Raw genomic sequence first — 18,458 nt, 5'->3', positions numbered from 1 at the left:
TCTTCATTTCTCTACCCCTTTTGCGCAAGCTGATGAATTAAGACAGCATTATAACCGCCGCCAAACCCATTATCAATATTTACCACACTTATTCCTGAAGCACATGAATTTAACATCGTAAGGAGGGCGGATAAACCGTTAAAACTCGCTCCATACCCAACGCTTGTCGGAACAGCGATGACGGGGTGGGCAACAAGTCCACCCACCACACTTGGGAGTGCCCCCTCCATTCCGGCCACAACAACGGATACCGTTGCATTTTGGATTTCTTCGGCATGAAATAAGAGGCGATGAATACCGGCAACACCTACATCATAGAAACGGCGCACCTCACTCCCCAGTACCTCTGCTGTTATCGCAGCTTCTTCTGCCACTCTTAAATCAGAGGTACCCGCTGCTACAACGGCTATGTATCCTTCCGAGGTTCTATCAGTATTTGTTTCGTCCTTCCAATAAAGAATCCTAGCTATTTCATTATAAATAAGTTCAGGAAGCTCTTTCTGGATTAATTCAGCCTTCTCCTTAGCAACTCTTGTTACAAGCACTTCGTCATTTCGCGCCCTTAGAGCCTGGATAATCGAAATAATTTGTTCAGCTGTCTTTCCTTCCCCATAAACCACCTCTGCAAAGCCCTGTCTTTTTTTTCTATGATGGTCGACTTTCGCAAAACCCAAATTTTCAAAGGTTGCTAATTGTTCTTTCGCAGCCGTAATATTAAGGGTTCCATTTTGAACCTGCTTCAAAATATCCTCAAGCATTCAATTCACCCCTGTTCACTTAAAATACTTTACCATATCATTTGCCAATATTTCATAGTTCTCATAGATTTTCTTATATTGTTCACTGTTCTCCTTATTCGGAATAGTGGCTTTTCCCATCGGTATATTCTTTTTAATTTCTTCAAAAGAATCTACTTTATGGATTGCCACTAAAGATGTCCAGGCTGCACCCCATGCCGCACTATGGTGGCTTTCTGAAACATATATTTCCGCATCAAATACATCTGCCATCATTTGCAGCCACAGTGGTGATCTCGCTAACCCGCCGTTTACATAAACTTTTTTAGGCTCACCAGCTAACCGCTCCAATGCCTTGCCAATTTGATAAAGATTAAAGGTAATTCCTTCAAGGACAGCACGAATAAAATGTTCCTTTTTATGTGTAATGGATACTCCATAAAAGTTCCCTTTTGCCAGTTGATTCCAAATCGGAGCTCTTTCACCATTTAAATAAGGTAGAAAAAGCATACCATCTGCACCAGGAGCAATCTGTTCCGCATCAGAAAGAAACTCTGTAAAACTCCTTTGGTCATTCAGAAGATCCTTTAACCATTGGATGGCAATTCCTCCATTATTCGTCGGCCCGCCTATGATGGAAGAATCCTCTGTAAAGGAATAACAAAACGTTTCCCGACTCTCACTTATCTTAACACCCTTTGTCACTTGCCTAATAGCTCCACTCGTTCCAACTGAAACAGCCACTTCTCCAGGAAGAATTGCACCATTTCCGAGATTCGCCAATTGCCCATCTGCCGCTCCGATAACTATGGGCATGTCCGCGCTAATCCCCATTGCCTCAGCCTTATCTCGATTGATTCCCTTTACTATTTTTGTAGGAGGAACAATTTCTGATAACTGGTTTTCCGTAACACCCGTAAGTTCTAATAATTCTGGTTCCCACTGGTGAGTTGATGGATTGAATAAACCTGTTGCCGATGCCATGGAATAATCGATTACTCTCTCGCCAAACCAGCATAGGAGTAAGTACTCTTTAATAGACATAAAATATTTAGCGTTTTTATATGGAGTATAGTCGTTTTCTTTCATCCATAATAATTTTATAAATGGTGTCATTGGGTGTATCGGTGTTCCAGTTTTAGCGTAAACCTTATTTCCAATCGTATTTATAACCTCATCGGCTTGTTTATAACTTCTTCCATCGGCCCAAATAAGTGCTGGTGAGATAGGTCTGCCCTCCTCATTGATACATATTAGTGAATGCATCGCAGCAGAGAAACCAAGGGAAATCAATTCATTTTTCTCAATAGCAGCTTTTTCTATTGCTTCTCTGACTGCAAGGATCGCAGATTGTTCAATTTCATCAGGGTTTTGCTCCACCCACCCCTGCTGAGGGTAAATCGATGTAATTCCTTTTTCTACATCAGCAATTAATTTTCCATGTAAGTTAAACACACAGGCTTTAACGCTTGTTGTTCCGACATCAAGCCCAATTACAAACTCTCTTGACATATTTCATCTTCCTTTTCAGTTAACAATATGTATTGGTGTCATTTTATAGTTATCTTTTTTGGCAATTTTTACTCTTAAAACAAAAGGCTTTGGATAATCCAAAGCCTTTTGCTTTATTACTTTAAGATAGAACCTTGTTCATACTGCCGCTCTGATATCCTATTAAATCTAATGTAATATATTTGTATCCATACTCTTGCAGCTTTTTTACAATCAAATCATGATTTTCCAAGATGGCACCCATATCACTTGGTTCCACCTCAATCCGGGCAATTTCCTCATGTGTCCTTACCCGAACCTGACGAATATGGAGAGATTTTATATATTCTTCTGCTCGTTCTACCTTTGTCAGCTTAGCTTTTGTAATAAACTCACCATAAGCAATTCTTGATGAAAGACAAGCTAATGATGGTTTATCCCATGTTGGTAAATTAAAGGTTCGAGAAAGCTCTCTAATTTCTTGTTTAAATAGATCCGCTTCTTGTAGAGGACCACGAATCCCCTTTTCTTTAGCGGCCTGCATGCCTGGTCGAAATTCATTCATATCATCCGCGATTACGCCATATATGACATTATGAAAGCCCTTTTCTTCCATGACCGGGATTAAATGGTCAAATAAACTGCTTTTACAAAAGTAACAGCGATTTTTATTGTTCTCTGCATAACCTGGAATGGCAAGTTCCGATGTTTCAATTATTTGGTGCCTGACACCCATTTTTTCAGCAAGCACCTTTGCTTCTTTCAGCTCACTTGAGGGATAGCTTTCAGAGTCCGCAGTTACGGCCAGCACGTGATCTGCACCTAATGTGTCAAATGCTGCTTTTAGTAAAAACGTACTATCTACTCCACCTGAGAATGCTACTACTACCGATTCCATTTCACGGAGAATAGACTGTAATTTTTTATATTTCTCAGTTAGCATTGTCCTTTTCTCCCCTCCCCTTATTTCCAATCTATGCTGCCTTTTTTACCTTATTTCTCGCGTAGCAAAAATATGATTAGATTGTCATACTTCCGAATCCGCCATCGACTCGAATCATTGCACCAGTTACAAAGCTTGATGCCTTTTCTGAGGCAAGCCAAACAGTAGCACCTTGCAATTCTTCTGCTTCACCAAAACGATTCATCGGAGTATGACCCATGATGGATTCAATCCGTTCTTTGTCTAAGATTTTGCGATTTTGTTCAGCAGGGAAAAATCCAGGAATAATCGCATTCACACGGATTCCATTAGGGGCAAATTCACGTGCTAAAAACTGAGTTACACTGTTAAGCCCTGCTTTTGAAACGGAATAAGTAAATACTCTTGATAGTGGTGTTGTCGAAGAAACAGATGATATATTTATGATACTACCTTTTCGCTCCTGCTCGATCATTCTTTTTGCGAAAATTTGGCAGGTAAGGACGATACCTTTTAAGTTAATATCCATAATTTTATCATATTCATCCATATCAAGTTCAAAGAAAGGTGTCGCACTATTTGTACCCGGTGCATTGAGCAGAATATCCCATCCGCCGGACCATTGTTCAATTTCATTCGCCACTTGAACCAGGGAATCCTTTGAACTAACATCGGCTGAAAACGCCTTTGCTTCTCCACCGTTATTGACTATTTCTTTAACAACCTCTTCTGCCTTTTCCAAATTACGACCAACAATCGCTACTTTAGCACCGTGTTCTGCCAATCCTTTTGCCATGGCAGATCCTAATACACCATTTCCCCCAATTGCTACTGCTGTTTTTCCAGTTAAATCAAATAAATTCGCCATTTTTCTCTCTCCTCTTTGTTAAAATAAATTTCCGTTTTCATCAAATGAAAACTCATAAAGATCTGAAACCTGCTCCATATTTGGATGTTTTGCTATATATTCAAGCAGTGGCTCGGAAACCTCAATTTCACTTAGTTTTAAGGTATTTTTAATACGAACCAGTTTAACATTTCTAAAATCTAAGATATTACATGTTTTGACTGCTGCCTGAATCGCTTGTTTATCATTTGGTAATGTCGTAGCTATTTTTGTAGGAGCCACAACAGTTGAAGTTAAACCATTTGCATAGGTTCCTTCTAAATCCATTTTGTCTAATAGCCGCTTAGTTGTAAAATCTGCGGTTCCAACACCATTGGCATTCCCCTCTGATTCATGCGTTACATCGAGTACTACCATTTTGTTTACATCAGGGCCGCCAGAGGCATATGGAGTGGGATATCGGCCTGTGATATTTGGATCCATTCCATCACCGCTAATATTTTTCCCGATTTCATCAATCAAAAGGACATCCAATTGATCAAAAAATAACTTTGGTAATAATCCTTTAGCTTGTGTCTGTAATCCAGCTTCTTTTTCAATAATCTCTTCTTGTGTCAATGCCTCAACAATTGCCACTTTGTCAAATGCATTTTCAACTGTAGCCACCCCAAATAGGAATGGTGTTTTTTCCATGATGATTTTCGCCATCGCAGGCACATTTTCTGCCATATATTTAAAACCCATTTGATGGCAGGCCTCTGCCCCCTTTTGTTTTCCTAAGCCAATACTTATCATCTTCATAAGCCCGCTTTCAACAGGTCCCCGGAATGCCGTATGAGGCTTCACCCGATTGATCACTACAATACCATCAGCTTCTGAGGCATACTTATCGACATATACAGGCAAACCGTTTGGCAATTCGCTTAACTTAACTACTTCCATCGAAGAGCGAATCTCACAACCGGCACTTTCCTCTGTAACCCCGAGGTGGGCTAACACTTCTCTCTGCCCTTCCGCAGTCGCACCGCCATGGCTGCCCATACTTGGGACGATGAAGGGTTTTGCTCCTAGATCTTTTAAAAACTGCACCGTTACGGCAGTTAATTCCACGAGGCGGTCAAGCCCCCTGCTGCCGACAGCGACGGCAATTTCCATTCCAGGACGGACGGTTTTTATAATCTGTTCTTGCTGCAATTTTTCCTTTAAAACAGCAGAGAGGTCATCAATCATCTTGTCATCAAACTTCACATTAACTTTTGCCATTTTCGGTACTGGAATATCTTTTAATAATTCTTGAAGTATACCCACGGTCTAACACACTCCTTTTCATTATGTAAGTGTTCCACATTGGATAAATTTCCATGTAAGCAGGAAGCCAATTCCCTTAAAAATATCCTGCCTGTAATCCCTTTCAAAAAACAAACTAAAATATTTATGTAATCTTTTTCATTTAATTTGTTTACCAAACAAACTAATTACCTGTATAATATCATTATGCTTACTTTTCGTCAATAAATATGTAGCATTATTTACCGATTTTACATTCAAGGAGGGCTTAGATGATTACAGGAGATGCTGCATACATTAAAAAAATCAACCGATCGTTAATTATAAGCAAAATTATTGAACATGGGATGGTATCAAGAGCAGATCTGGCAAAAATTACAGGTTTAAATAAAGCAACTATCTCTGTTCAAGCAGCTGATTTATTAGCGGAGGATTTAATTATCGAGTCCGTGCAAGATCATAAGAATCTTGGCAGAAGACCGATCATGCTCTCGATCAATCAACAAGCTGGTTTTGTACTTGGAATTGACCTTGATAAACATTCGGTTGCCTTTGCATTAGCTAATATTAGCGGTTTGCCTGTTCAGACAGATACAATTCAACTCAATACTTCTGATTATGAAGTTATTCTTGAAGTTTTAACCAAGCAAATAAATGCTTACAAACAGCAATGTTCACATGCTCGTTATGGCCTTTCAAGCGTAGTGATTGGCATTCACGGAATTGTAAATAATGACGAGATGATTTATTTTGTTCCGCAGCACAGCTGGCACAATAAAAATTTAAAAGTTGACTTACAAACCAAAACCGGAGTAAATATTTATATCGAAAACAATGCAAATTTATGTTCCTTTGCCGAAAAAGTCTATCAACATCATCAAAGTGAGAACTTGTTATCAATCAGTCTTTATTCCGGTATTGGTCTTGGAATAATGGTGAATGGTGATGCTCTTAGAGGTTACCATGGCTATGCAGGCGAGATTGGGCATATGATTGTCGTCCCGGATGGAATACCATGCAGCTGCGGAAATCGCGGTTGTTGGGAACAATATGCATCTGAGTCAAGCTTTATGAAACAATTATCAGAAAAGCTGAATACAATTGATTTAAAGTATGACGATATTCAAAAATTAATCATGGCACAAGAACCTATTACCTGCAAGCAATTAAAACAATATATTAAATACCTGTCAATTGGACTAAATAATATTATCAATCTTTACAATCCGGAGATTTTAGTGATTAATAGTGAATTGCTTCGAATCTATCCGAATGCGGTAACCGAAATAAAAAATAATCTCACTTCAACTATTAGCCATTATTGTGAACTGCTAGTATCAGAACTAGGAAATCAAGCATGCGTAATGGGCGCTTGCGCCTTTGGAATTAAAAACTTTTTGGAAGTATCTACGATTAGTTTAACGCTTAATGATGGCAGGTTATCTTAAGGACTTAATTAAAACTTTTATAAAAACAGAAAGACCAATTCATTAAAAATAAAATATGAATTGGTTTTTTATCTTTTAACTCCATTCATATTACCCCACTCAATTTTCCCGTTCCTATATTCAATCGGTGCTAAACCCTCAAAAGATTTAAAGGTTTTATTAAAATAACTCTGATTCTCATATCCTAACATTTCGCTAATTTCTAGAATGGTATAGTTAGTTTGATCCAATAAATCCTTGGCACGATTCATTTTCAGTTTCACAACATATTTAACAAAATTCTCGCCAATTTCTTTTTTAAATAATCGGCTAAAATAACTGGAATTTAGGTGCAGGTAATTTGCTACCTCATCCAAAGTGATTTTTCGGTGCAAATTATCTAAAATGTATTTACAAGCATTTTCAATTTCTATATTTGAACAAATCTTAGAAACATTAAACTCAATCAGTTTCATCATTTGCAATTTTATATCTATTGGCTTTTCAGCGGCATTGCCCTTTCTAAATGAAAAAGAAATTCCAAAGGTGTCCTGAAAAATAATTTGTATCTTTTTAATCAAGCCTTTTATTTTTAGAATTTCCACTTCTTCCTCCATGTTTAAAGAAACAAATAAAAAGGATTTCTCTTTTTCAAATTGACCGTGAACAGCATTTACTGCTTCATTTTCTATTACTTCTGCAATGACATTTTGAACAAAAAAATTAAGCAAATCGGTTGATTGAAAATAATGAAGCACTGATTGATATTGATTAATTAAACAAAGGATCACCATATATCGTTGATTTGGCTGCAACCCTAGCAAATAGGCTTCATCCTGCCAATCTTTCTTATTATGGATAGGATGATTAATTGTTTTATTTATAAACTTTTCTAACATTAAACCCTTGTTCTGTTCAATGGTTTGAGCCATTTTTAATTGATTTATTTTATTTTTCTTTTCATTGTTGAGTTTGTCTACAAATTGGCGCAGTAAATCGATCATTTCATTTACATCCAGCATATCTTTAAGAATATATTCTTGAACATTTAATTTAAGCGCCTGTTGCGCGAATCCGAATTCACTATGGCACGATAGGATTGTAACTAATAAAGCAGGATTTTTTTCCTTTAATTTCTTCGTTAGTTCAATGCCGTTTAATTTCGGCATGCCAATATCCGTTATAAGGATATCGGGCATATTTTCTGCTGCTTCTTTTAATGCGCTCATTCCATTTACATGGGTGCTTTGCAATGTCAGCCCAAGTCCATCCCAGTCGATCATTTCTGAAAGGAATTCTAACACAGGATAATCATCATCTACTAACATCACGTTATACATGATTTTCCTCCTTTTCAATTGGGATAAACATAGATACTTTGGTACCCTTTTTCGGTACGCTATGAACCTGCATCAAAAAACCTTCACCAAAAGTTAATGCCATTCTTTCATAAACATTTGATAAGCCAATACTTGAAAAACCTTTGCTTTGTTCACTTTTACCTGATGAATCTACCCCCGTATTACTCAGTGATTCTTGAACTCTATTAAGCTGCTCATTGTTCATACCTGTTCCATTATCTTCAATCTCAATAGTGAAGTTAGGATGGGTATAATTTGCTCTAATCAAAATGTGCCCTTCTTGTTCGTTTAACCCGTGAATGATGGCATTTTCGATAATTGGTTGTAAGACTAAACGTGGTAATTTGATATTGGACGTCTCGATTGAAACTTCCATTTTTAATTCAATCTCATGTCGTTTGCGCATATTCATTAATCGAATATAATCTTTATTGATTGCTAATTCTTCATGAAAAGGAATAAGTCCTTTATGTTTATCGATTGTTATTCGTAAAAGTTTTGATAAAGAACTAATCATTCCGGCACTGTCATAATCACCCTTCATCATCACTTTCATTCGAATCGAATTTAATACATTAAACAAAAAATGAGGGTTTATTTGTGCTTGTAACATGGCCAGCTCCGCTTGGCGTTTTCTTGTCTGGGTGAGAGTATTCTCCTCAATTACTTCATTAACCTTATCTAGCATTAGATTAAAAGAAGTTGATAGTGTGGCAATTTCATCGTTTCCTTGTGCTGCTGATCGCACTGATAAATCACCTTTTTGAACTTTTTGTGCTAAATTTTTTAAATCCACCAGACGATTTAATATTTTACGTAAAAGATAGACCAGTAAAAATAAAAATAATACGAAAGCGATTGCTTGAACGAGAAATACTCGTTTGAAGATTGCGTTAATTTTCGATATCGCATTGTCATAAGGATTTAGAGATATTAACTTCCATCCTGTAATAGAGAGTTCGCGAGAATTAATCAAATACTTTTCACTTTTTATTGTCATCACATCTGATGTGTTGCGACCCAATTTTTCTGTCACTGCATCAGTAAGTTCCCAATCAAAATAATGATTCTTTGCAATTAACTCATTTCTTTCATTAAGTAATACCATACTATGATCGGTATTTTCACTATTCAATATATCTATGATTCTATTTTCCATAACGGTCACCACAGCATATCCATAGACACCTTGATTACTGTCACGTAAAGGCCTTGCCACAGATAATTGAAAAGGATTGTTTTTTCTTTCAGATGCAATCATAGTTGGCTGGGGGGCAATCCAAATAGACTGATATCCTTTTAGCCTGCTTAAGATTTTAAACCATGATTCGTTTTTTAGGTTAAGAGGATTAAATTCATGGAATGAATAGTTCGTGTAAAACTTCCCGCTATTAAGCAAGATTGTAACGTATGCTTTTTGATCTAATAATGTAATGGTATCTAATTTCTGTTGAACCTTTTGGTCATTTATGAATTCTTCATATTCTGTTCCATTCTCAAATGCTGATGAATAACTACTTGGATATTTAAAGATTGTGTTTAACTCTGTATCAAGCTGGATAAAATTCAGCGTGTATAACATATCTTCAAATTCCTTTTTCAAGTACTCATTTGTTAGTTTTAATTCATTTTGCGCACTGCTAATAGCCTGTTCTTTCACCGCATCTTTTGTTAAATAATTGTAGACGGTAAATGTACTAATGGCTGGAAGGATTAAACATGTTATCGCAATTAAAAGCACTTTATCGCGAAAAGACAGGGACGATACCAATTCTTTCAACATCCAACCTCCTCGCAATGAAAAAAGATTGGGGCTGAAAAGCGTGTATCGCCCCTGTCCCTATTATATACTCAACTTTACTAGTGAGAAAGTTGAGAATTATCTACTTACTTGTTTTTATCAATAATCTCTTGTACGACCTTCTTAGAGTTTGCTACTGTTTCATCAAGGCTTTGCTTTCCAAGAAATAATTTTTCGAACTCAGTTGATAACGCAAGGTCAATTTCCGACTGATATGGAACTGGTTTTCCTGCTTGTGCTGTAATAGATGTTTGAATTGTGTGGATTAGAGATTCTTTATCTACCTTCTCAGGACTCTGTGCGCCTGCTATCGTATCGTTGATTAGTTTGATTGTTTGGTCGCTTGTTGTCTTTTTCCATGCGGAAATATTAATGCCTTGAGCAACTTGTCCCTCGGTTGTATACCATCTAATAAACTTATATGCTTCCTGTTTATGCTTTGAATTGGCGGAAATCCCCAAGATATCTCCGTCAGCTGGAGAGTATGACCCTTTGTCGCTCACTTTATTTTGCGGGAATGGGGCAACTGCTACGTTAAAGTCAGCAGGGAAACGCTCTGATCCTCCAAGTTCTGCGATCATATAGGTACCCGTTACAATCATGCTGACTTGCTGTGTAAAGAATTGATCACGGTAATTCATTTTTTGAGAAATCATTGAAGAATATGGTACTGCTGATTTATCCTCTTTCTCCATTTTCAAACGCATGGCCAACGACTCTTTATATAGTGGACTATCCATATTGGATGACCCATCGGTTTTTAAGAAACCAGCATCTTTTTCTTGGGCTTGCATTTTCAAATTGATATAGTTTGCCCATGCACCTTGCCATGGACCATGAAAATAGGTTCCATATTTCCCGTCTTTAGTCAGTTTTTTAGCATATTCCATATATTCATCCCATGTCCAGCTCTTCGGTACTTCAAGTCCTGCTGCATCTAATTTATCTTTATTTAATAGGACAAACCATGAAACATATTTTCCAGGCAGGCCATAATATTTACCATTGACTATTGGGTCATTTTTATATTCATCTGCAACCTTATATCCGTCTTTTTTAATAAATTCGTCAAGTGGTTCCAGCATTCCTAAATTCACACGCTGAGCATAGTTAGGAGTATTCGTGAACATAATAACATCCATATCTTCTCCAGAAGCGGCAGCTAAATCGATTTTTTTCAATGCTTCTTGTCCATCCTGTTTTTCACTAAGTTGTACAACGTCTACCTTGATATTTGGATATTTTTCTTCAAAAGCTTTGATTGTCCTATCCCATGCGTAACCATCTTCAGTACCATGAGTATAAAATTTAATTGTGACCGGTTCTTCCGTCTTTTGATCCTTTTGCCCCTTTTCACCTGAACTTGAAGATTTTTCCGGCTTGCTGCAGGCAGCCAGAATTCCTAAAACTAAACTGAGGCTTAAAAACAATAATAGTATTTTCTTCATTTTCCCTACCCCCTACTAGTTTATTATATATTTTTTTGATGCTGTGAAACCGAATCAACCTTTAACACCGCCAAGTGCAATTCCTTCAATAACCTGCTTCTGCCCGATAACAAAGACAATAATGAGCGGAAGTATCGATGAAACTGCCGCCGCCATGATCAAGGAATAAAATTCACCATTTAATGATGTGAATTTTTGCATGGCTAATTGGATCGTGTATAATCCATCGGTACGCAAGAAGATCAATGGATTCTGATAATCATTCCACGTCCAAATGAAGCGTAAGATCCCATAGGTGGCTATTGCCGGGCGGACAATTGGAAGGGCGATTGACCAAAATATTCTAAAATGGCCAGCCCCATCAATTTTTGCTGCATCAATATAGTCCGAATGAATCCCCATAAAAAATTGTCTTAACATAAAGGTTCCCAATACGCTAAAGCTCCCTAATAGGATTAATCCGGTATGACTATCAAAAAGGCCTAAATAACGATATAAAATAAACTGAGGCACTAAAATCGACTGCTGCGGTACCATGAAGGTTGTCAACACAATGATGAACAGGAATTTCCCCGCTGGAAAGTTCACTTTTGAAAATCCATAAGCAGCCATCGCGGATACTGTTACAGAAATAAGCGTTGTTATGACCGTGATTTTAATTGAATTCCAATAATATAATGCGAAAGGATATTTACCTAACCAAACTTCTTTATAGTTTTCTATACCGTTCCACCTTTTTGGAATCCACTCGATTGGAAATTTAAACACATCTGCCTCTATCTTAAATGAGGTCGATAGCATCCAAATAAATGGAAGTAAGAAGGCGATGCTTACAATAAAGGAAATAATCGTAATGATGATCTTTCGAATATTTATTTTTTTCTCCATGAATTTTCCCTCCCTTGCCTGAGTTCGTTTTAATAATTCACCCATTTTTTCTGTCCAACCCACTGCACTAAGGTTATGATAAGCACGAAGAAGAATAGGACAACCGCAATCGCGGAGGCATAGCCAATTTTTAAATTAACAAACGCGCTTTCATACAAATGCCATACAAGCATGGTGGTAGAATTAATTGGGCCGCCCCTTGTTAATACAGCAATTAAATCGAACACTTTAAAAGTACCAATGATTCCTGTTATTAATAGAAAGAAGGTTGTCGGTGATAAAACTGGAAGCATAATATGTTTAAATTTATCCCATGCCCGTGCCCCGTCCATATCAGCTGCTTCATAGAGCTCCTTTGGAATCGACTGCAATCCCGCTAAATAGATAATCATGCTAAATCCGATGGATGCCCAAATTTGAATGATCATTACTGAGATTAGCGCGAAATCAGGATCCGCTATCCACGTAGGTGGATTTTCGATACCAAGTGAAAATAACACTTGATTGATTGGTCCCTCAGTCGGATTAAATAGAACCTGCCAAACTACGGCAATGGCGACAATACTTGAAATGTAAGGCATGAAAAAGGCTACTTTAAAATAACTTTTTGCATACACATGTTTATCAATGACGATGGCGATAATTAATGCGAATAGCATGGATAATGGAACTGTCAGTAGAAAGAGTAAATTGTTCACCACCGATTTAAGAAACACTTCATTTTCAAATAAGGCTTTAAAATTATCCAATCCCACAAATTTGATTGATTTAAATCCAACAATGAAATTCCAATCCGCAAAGCTTAATAGAAACGTTGCCAGGATAGGTATAAGCGTTAACACACTCACGCCGATTAACATTGGGGAAACAAACAAAATACCGGTCAAACTCTCTCGTTTTTCGATGGCACTTTTCTTTTTCTTTACTTTCACGCCAACCTCTGCTTTTTCAAGAACTGTTTTTGCTTCAATATTCATATTCCTCACCTCTCCTAATCTGTTTCATCATTCCTTGTTAGTTATTAATAACCCATCGAGGCCTTTCCTTCTTTTGCATTTTCTCTGCACGTATCTCTATTTTTTGAAATAACCGTAAAGTAAAAAATGATATAATACATGCTAAACCACTTGCAAAGAAGAGATATCCCGCCATTGGAAGGAAAACAAATAAAAATAGTAAGGAAGTAATAGAAGTAAGTATCATTAACGTATAAAAGGGATAGGTTATTCCGATAAGAAAAGCCATTTTCATAGCAGTAAACGCCTTCCTGTTTACTTGAAGATAGACTGGAAATACATAAATCAGTGTGATTCCATATAAACAAGCACTACCAATGAGAATCCCTTTAGCGATCATTTCCATGGTACCTGAAAGATAGTTGGTAAATAGCCAATCAGTATAAAAAATAATCGGTATGATCATGAGCACGATTCCTAATCGGTTAGCCCTTCGAAATTCCTCTTTATATACCTTCTTGAATTTATTGAAAACCCTTACATTTTCACCTGCAAGATATCCTTTCATGACTGTAAACATGGCAACTGTTGCCGGAACTATCCCTGCAACTACCAGCCCTGTGACAGTAAACAGAATCCATAGGAGATTAAGATAAAGCAATTTAACAACCCAGTCACATGCAGCATTTACATTATTTAGTAGTCTGGTAGATTCCATCGTTCCTCCCCCATTCATTTGTATTTTTTATTTGTTCAAGTTCAATGACTATATTAATAATTGTATGAAAATTATAAAAATATTCATATAGATTTTTTTTACTCATTTGAAAATATTTTGACATCTTGTAATGTTCTGAAATATATTTCTTTGCAATCATTTTTTAATTTTTGAAAAAAGTTAACAAAACTTTCACTTAGAGAGGCTAAAATCACATATTTTATTTTATAAAATAGACTTGAAAGAAAGGATGTGGCGAATGGCTTATAAACCTCGTATTAGATCTAAAGAATTTTTGATTTTGGGATTTTTAAACACACGAATGACATTGCCGGAGGAAGATAAGCAGCGTATTTTCAGACTGAAAAAGGGGTATGAAGGAGAGGAAATGTTTGATACATTAACGGAGAAACTTCAATGTGAGTGCTATATTTTGAATGATTTGCTGTTTAAGGTGAACAACATGACATTTCAAATTGACACATTAATTATCATTTCTTCCAGAATTTGTTTTTATGAAATAAAAAATAATGAAGATGATTATTTTTACGATTCCGACAAAGATATATTATATAAGAAGCCGCAAAAAGAATATAGTAATCCACTAACCCAATTGAATCGCAGCGAATCCCTGCTCCGTCAATTACTCCAGAATATTGGGTATAACTTTCCTATCGAGGCCCAGGTCGTTTTTATCAATCCTAAATTCACCTTATTCCAAGCCCCCATGGACAAGCCATTTATTTTTCCAACACAAGTAGAAAATTATTTGAAGGAATTTGATTCGACACCATCTCGATTAAACGGTAGGCATAAAATGCTGGCTGATAAGTTGATTTCCCTTCATATAGATAAAAATCCTTATACAACGCTCCCCCCTTATACATATGGGCAAGTACGAAAGGGGATGACTTGTGAAGTGTGCGACTCGTTTTCGATATCAGTACATTGGAAGAAATGTGTGTGTGGTGATTGTGGGCATGAAGAGCTGGTGGGAGCTGCGGTTTTGCGGAATGTAAGGGAAATAAAGCTGCTTTTTCCAGATTTGAAGATTACAACGAGTCTTGTTCATGAATGGTGCGGGGTGGTAGATTCTGAAAAGAGAATCAGAAGAATTCTTAGGAAAAACTTCAAAATTATTGGCAACCGACGATGGGTTTTTTATGAGTGAAAGAGGTAATTTCCTATATCAGTATTTGAAAGGTACTTCTATCGGACATTTTTTCCGGGACTTTCGGAGTTTTGTCCTTTAGAGCCCTTCTATCGGACATTTCTCCCGGGACTTTCGGAGTTTTGTCCTTTAGACCCCTTCTATCGGACATTTCTTCCGAGACTTTCGGAGTTTTGTCCTTTAGACCCCTTCTATCGGACATTTCTCCCGGGATTCTAAAAAAAAGGTCCTCATCGGCTTGATGAAGACCTTTTTTTAAGAAAAGAAAAGGCAGCTATTGGAACAGCTGCCTTTCACTAAACTTAAAACCACTCAGAAAAACCTAATTCTCTTAAGTGCTTAGCAGAGATCTCAAGGCAATCAAACGGGTCACGGCCATACGTGTCATCTTGTTCAACTAAGAAATATTGTGCTCCGCTCTCAAGTCCAGCTTCCACAATTGCTTTGATATTAAGGTTGCCTTCGCCAAGCTCAGCAAATTCAATTGTATTCGTAAAGATATCAAAGAATTTCGCCATATCTTTAAAGTCTACATTGCTTATATCCATTTGACCGATTCGATAATCTTTTAAGTGCAATAATGCGATTCGGCCGGCATATTGTTTAACAAACTCGACAGGATTTTCTCCAGCTCTTTGGATCCAGTGAACATCCAATTCAAAGCCAAGCTTCGATGTATTATTTTTAATGAGATCCAACAGATAGACTCCATCATATTTTTGGAATTCGAGATGGTGAGTATGGTAATACAATTCGATACCGTGCTCAGCTAATTTATGTGCCATTGCTTCTGCTTTTTCAATAAATTCCATGATTTTATCTTTATGACCCATACAGGTTAATGGAAGCATCCCGATGCGTAAGAAGTTACAATCTAGCGCCTTACAATCACTAACAATTTTATCGAAATCACTTGTTAAAGTCTCCCCAGGAGCACCTGGAAGCATTGGCTCTACAGCAGCTGACATTGCAGCAATTTTAATATCAAAGTCTACGCTCGCTCTTCTTAATTCTGAAACATTTTCCGGAGTCATGGGAATTTGCGATACTTCTACCGCATGATAGCCAAGCTCACTAACTTTTCTCATTGTTTCATAGGCACCTAGTTCTTCCACTTTGCCCTTTAGCATCATCATTTGAACACCAATTTTACCTTTTTCCATTGTTTATCCCTCCATTTTGACTGTTTGTTTTAATTCAGAAGACTTGCGAATTGCATCAATCATTTCAATCGAGATCGCTGCATCTTTAGCGTGTACATAGTTGTCAGAATTATCTTCAATACATTGATGGAATAGGTGAATGAGCTTTTGATGGCTTGCACCATAATAAAATTTTGTGCCAGGAAGCTTGGCATCCTCTATTAATTCTTCCTTCTTCCCATCTTCATTTACTCTAGTTAAAATACTATCTTTAATCGTGAATTTTCCTTTTTCAAAAACGACTTGAAGTTCAACGCTTGAATTTACGGCATTTGCATTCGTGGCAAAGAACAAACCAGTGGCACCACTTTCAAATTGAATTCGTGCTGATGCGGTATCTTCCACTTCGATACCATAGTCAAGCAGCTGATCAACGCTGCCGCGGATCGACTCTATCCTTCCGCCAAGTAATTGCATTAAATCCATCGTATGTAGCGCTTGATTGATCATCACCCCGCCGCCGGCATATTTCATTTGTCCACGCCAAGGCTTCGCATCATAATAAGATTTAGGGCGATGCCATGCTACAAGGCCTTTAATCCCTACAATTTTGCCATACTCTCCACTCCCGGCGATTTCTTGAAGCATTTCAAACGACTCATTATATCTGTTTTGAAAGCAAACACAAATCTTTGTTTCGGGATGTCTTTGTTCTAATTCAACGAGCTCAAGAGCCTCTTCCGCATTTAAACCAAGCGGCTTTTCAAGAAATACATGGACACCTTTTTCAACGACTGCCTTTGTTACCGGATTATGCAAATAATGGGGAAGACAGATATGAACAACATCTAATTCTTCTGATTCTAACATTTCTTGATAGTCGGTATAAAAACGTGCTTCCGGGACAATATCCCTAAAACTTTCATCCAAATCACAAACTGCAGTCAGTTCCACATTCGGGTTTGCTTTGATGGCTGGCAGATGGATATTAGAAATGTCTCCCAGCCCAATTAATGCTGCTTTTAACATAAGCTTTTCCCCTTTTTGAAATGAACTCAGGCGCCTTTTTATGCGCGCCCGAGTTCGTTTCATGTGATTGATTACTTTCTAACCGGATATTTACCTTCTTCGGCAATCCGTTTATTTAATTCTTCTAGGAATAAATCTTCATCAAATGGTACTTCGATTTCTTTTCCTAACCAGCTTGATAGGTGCATCGCATTTGCAAGTCTAACCCCATTAATACCGTCGCTTCCTGGTGCTAATAATGGTGTACCATCTACAATCGCTGAAGCAAAGTCCTCTAATACATCAGCGTGCTGCTTACCCCAAACACTTTCGAATTCAATTACTTCTTCAGTGAATATATCACCAGCACCGCCGCCCATAAACAGCTTCATAACATCTGACATATCCATGGAATTGCTCATTTCACTCTCAGATTGTTTCAGGCGCTTGATGGTAATTTTCTTACTATCATCAACTACAATTTTTCCTTTATCGCCATGGATTTCTAAACGGTCTGTCCCTACTACATCGTGTGTCTTCGTTACAAATACACCAGTAGCACCATTTCCATAATCAAATACCGCAGTCACATCGTCTTCAACCGCAATATCTCTTTGATAGCCAAAGTTTAACTTTGCATAAACCTTTTTCGGCATGCCGCAAATCCATTGAAGCAAGTCAATTTGGTGTGGCGCTTGGTTTACAAGGACACCGCCGCCTTCTCCGCCCCAAGTTGCTCTCCATTCACTTTGATTATAGTACCCTTGAGGTCTCCACCAGGTCGTAATAATCCAGTTGGTACTGCGAATGCTTCCAATCTCACCATTATCAATAAGTTCTTTTAGTTTTTTATAAAGTGGATTTGTACGCTGGTTAAAGAAGATTGCAAACTTAAGTTCAGGCTTTGTTGCAGCAAAGTCGTTTAATTCTTTCACTTGTTTTGTATAAACCCCAGCCGGTTTTTCCACTAACGCATGGAGGTTACGTTTTAATGCTTCAATTCCCATTTCTGGATGGAGGTAATGCGGAACAGTTGTAACAACTGCATCAACATCACCACTTTCAAGCATAGTGATATAATTATCGTAGAAAGGAACACCAGGATATTTTTCTTCTGCCACTTGTTTTTTTGCAGGATCAATATCACAAATTGCACCAATCACCATGTTTTTTACTTTGCCTTCGGTGATTAAATTAGCATACATACCACCTTCTGCACCTAATCCAATAATCCCTAATCTTACATCTGCCATA

General features: G+C 37.4%; 16 protein-coding genes. 2 read left to right on the top strand and 14 right to left on the bottom strand.

The window, feature by feature from the left end; all coding sequences use genetic code 11:
* Window positions 1-11: 11 nt before the first annotated feature.
* The 5 genes from larB to BABA_RS25395 all read right to left on the bottom strand — a co-directional run bounded on the left by larB (window position 12) and on the right by BABA_RS25395 (window position 5,305).
* Window positions 12-758, bottom strand: coding sequence for a nickel pincer cofactor biosynthesis protein LarB (larB, locus tag BABA_RS25415; RefSeq protein ID WP_007088151.1), 747 nt, complete (start codon window positions 756-758; stop codon window positions 12-14).
* Between the two features lie 15 nt (window positions 759-773).
* Complete coding sequence (locus BABA_RS25410; RefSeq protein WP_007088150.1) at window positions 774-2,249, bottom strand: gluconokinase; 1,476 nt, start codon at window positions 2,247-2,249, stop codon at window positions 774-776.
* Window positions 2,250-2,370: 121 nt separating this feature from the next.
* Window positions 2,371-3,171 (bottom strand): ATP-dependent sacrificial sulfur transferase LarE, encoded by an 801-nt coding sequence (gene larE / locus BABA_RS25405; protein ID WP_007088149.1) that lies wholly within the window; start codon window positions 3,169-3,171, stop codon window positions 2,371-2,373.
* Window positions 3,172-3,247: 76 nt separating this feature from the next.
* Window positions 3,248-4,018: an SDR family oxidoreductase gene (locus BABA_RS25400; RefSeq protein ID WP_007088148.1), complete on the bottom strand. Its 771-nt coding sequence runs from the start codon at window positions 4,016-4,018 to the stop codon at window positions 3,248-3,250.
* Between the two features lie 18 nt (window positions 4,019-4,036).
* Window positions 4,037-5,305, bottom strand: coding sequence for a nickel pincer cofactor-dependent isomerase, group 22 (locus tag BABA_RS25395; RefSeq protein ID WP_007088147.1), 1,269 nt, complete (start codon window positions 5,303-5,305; stop codon window positions 4,037-4,039).
* Window positions 5,306-5,556: 251 nt separating this feature from the next.
* Here BABA_RS25395 and BABA_RS25390 point away from each other — a divergent pair, with 251 nt between their 5' ends.
* Window positions 5,557-6,732, top strand: a complete 1,176-nt coding sequence (locus BABA_RS25390; RefSeq protein ID WP_007088146.1) for an ROK family transcriptional regulator — start codon at window positions 5,557-5,559, stop codon at window positions 6,730-6,732.
* Window positions 6,733-6,800: 68 nt separating this feature from the next.
* On the opposite strand, the gene BABA_RS25385 is transcribed toward BABA_RS25390, so the two are convergent.
* From BABA_RS25385 to BABA_RS25360, 6 genes are all read right to left on the bottom strand, one after another.
* Window positions 6,801-8,051: a response regulator transcription factor gene (locus tag BABA_RS25385; RefSeq protein ID WP_007088145.1), complete on the bottom strand. Its 1,251-nt coding sequence runs from the start codon at window positions 8,049-8,051 to the stop codon at window positions 6,801-6,803.
* On the bottom strand, window positions 8,044-9,852 hold the full coding sequence (locus tag BABA_RS25380) for a sensor histidine kinase (RefSeq protein WP_162138389.1): 1,809 nt from the start codon (window positions 9,850-9,852) through the stop codon (window positions 8,044-8,046). Before BABA_RS25380 ends, BABA_RS25385 begins: the two co-directional genes overlap by 8 nt.
* 107 nt (window positions 9,853-9,959) lie before the next feature.
* Window positions 9,960-11,321: an ABC transporter substrate-binding protein gene (locus BABA_RS25375; RefSeq protein WP_007088143.1), complete on the bottom strand. Its 1,362-nt coding sequence runs from the start codon at window positions 11,319-11,321 to the stop codon at window positions 9,960-9,962.
* Window positions 11,322-11,375: 54 nt separating this feature from the next.
* A complete protein-coding gene (locus BABA_RS25370) occupies window positions 11,376-12,209 on the bottom strand; it encodes a carbohydrate ABC transporter permease (protein WP_040347558.1) in 834 nt (277 codons plus the stop codon).
* A gap of 29 nt (window positions 12,210-12,238) precedes the next feature.
* The gene (locus tag BABA_RS25365) at window positions 12,239-13,186 is read right to left on the bottom strand and encodes a carbohydrate ABC transporter permease (RefSeq protein WP_007088141.1); all 948 of its coding nucleotides are present in this window, start codon (window positions 13,184-13,186) and stop codon (window positions 12,239-12,241) included.
* Between the two features lie 37 nt (window positions 13,187-13,223).
* A complete protein-coding gene (locus BABA_RS25360) occupies window positions 13,224-13,883 on the bottom strand; it encodes a YesL family protein (protein ID WP_007088140.1) in 660 nt (219 codons plus the stop codon).
* Window positions 13,884-14,142: 259 nt separating this feature from the next.
* On the opposite strand from BABA_RS25360, the gene BABA_RS25355 reads away from it, so the two are divergent.
* Window positions 14,143-15,054, top strand: a complete 912-nt coding sequence (locus tag BABA_RS25355; RefSeq protein ID WP_007088139.1) for a nuclease-related domain-containing protein — start codon at window positions 14,143-14,145, stop codon at window positions 15,052-15,054.
* Between the two features lie 302 nt (window positions 15,055-15,356).
* Here BABA_RS25355 and BABA_RS25345 read toward each other — a convergent pair whose 3' ends face one another.
* The 3 genes from BABA_RS25345 to BABA_RS25335 form a co-directional block, all read right to left on the bottom strand.
* Window positions 15,357-16,217: a sugar phosphate isomerase/epimerase family protein gene (locus tag BABA_RS25345; protein ID WP_007088137.1), complete on the bottom strand. Its 861-nt coding sequence runs from the start codon at window positions 16,215-16,217 to the stop codon at window positions 15,357-15,359.
* A gap of 3 nt (window positions 16,218-16,220) precedes the next feature.
* The gene (locus BABA_RS25340; RefSeq protein WP_007088136.1) at window positions 16,221-17,225 is read right to left on the bottom strand and encodes a Gfo/Idh/MocA family protein; all 1,005 of its coding nucleotides are present in this window, start codon (window positions 17,223-17,225) and stop codon (window positions 16,221-16,223) included.
* Between the two features lie 71 nt (window positions 17,226-17,296).
* Complete coding sequence (locus BABA_RS25335) at window positions 17,297-18,457, bottom strand: Gfo/Idh/MocA family protein (protein WP_007088135.1); 1,161 nt, start codon at window positions 18,455-18,457, stop codon at window positions 17,297-17,299.
* Window position 18,458 lies beyond the last annotated feature (1 nt).

Origin of the sequence: Neobacillus bataviensis LMG 21833 (genome assembly GCF_000307875.1) — a bacterium.
GTDB lineage: Bacteria > Bacillota > Bacilli > Bacillales > Cytobacillaceae > Neobacillus > Neobacillus bataviensis.
The sequence above is the reverse complement of the archived record's forward strand: the minus strand, read 5'-3'. Positions and strand labels throughout refer to the sequence as shown.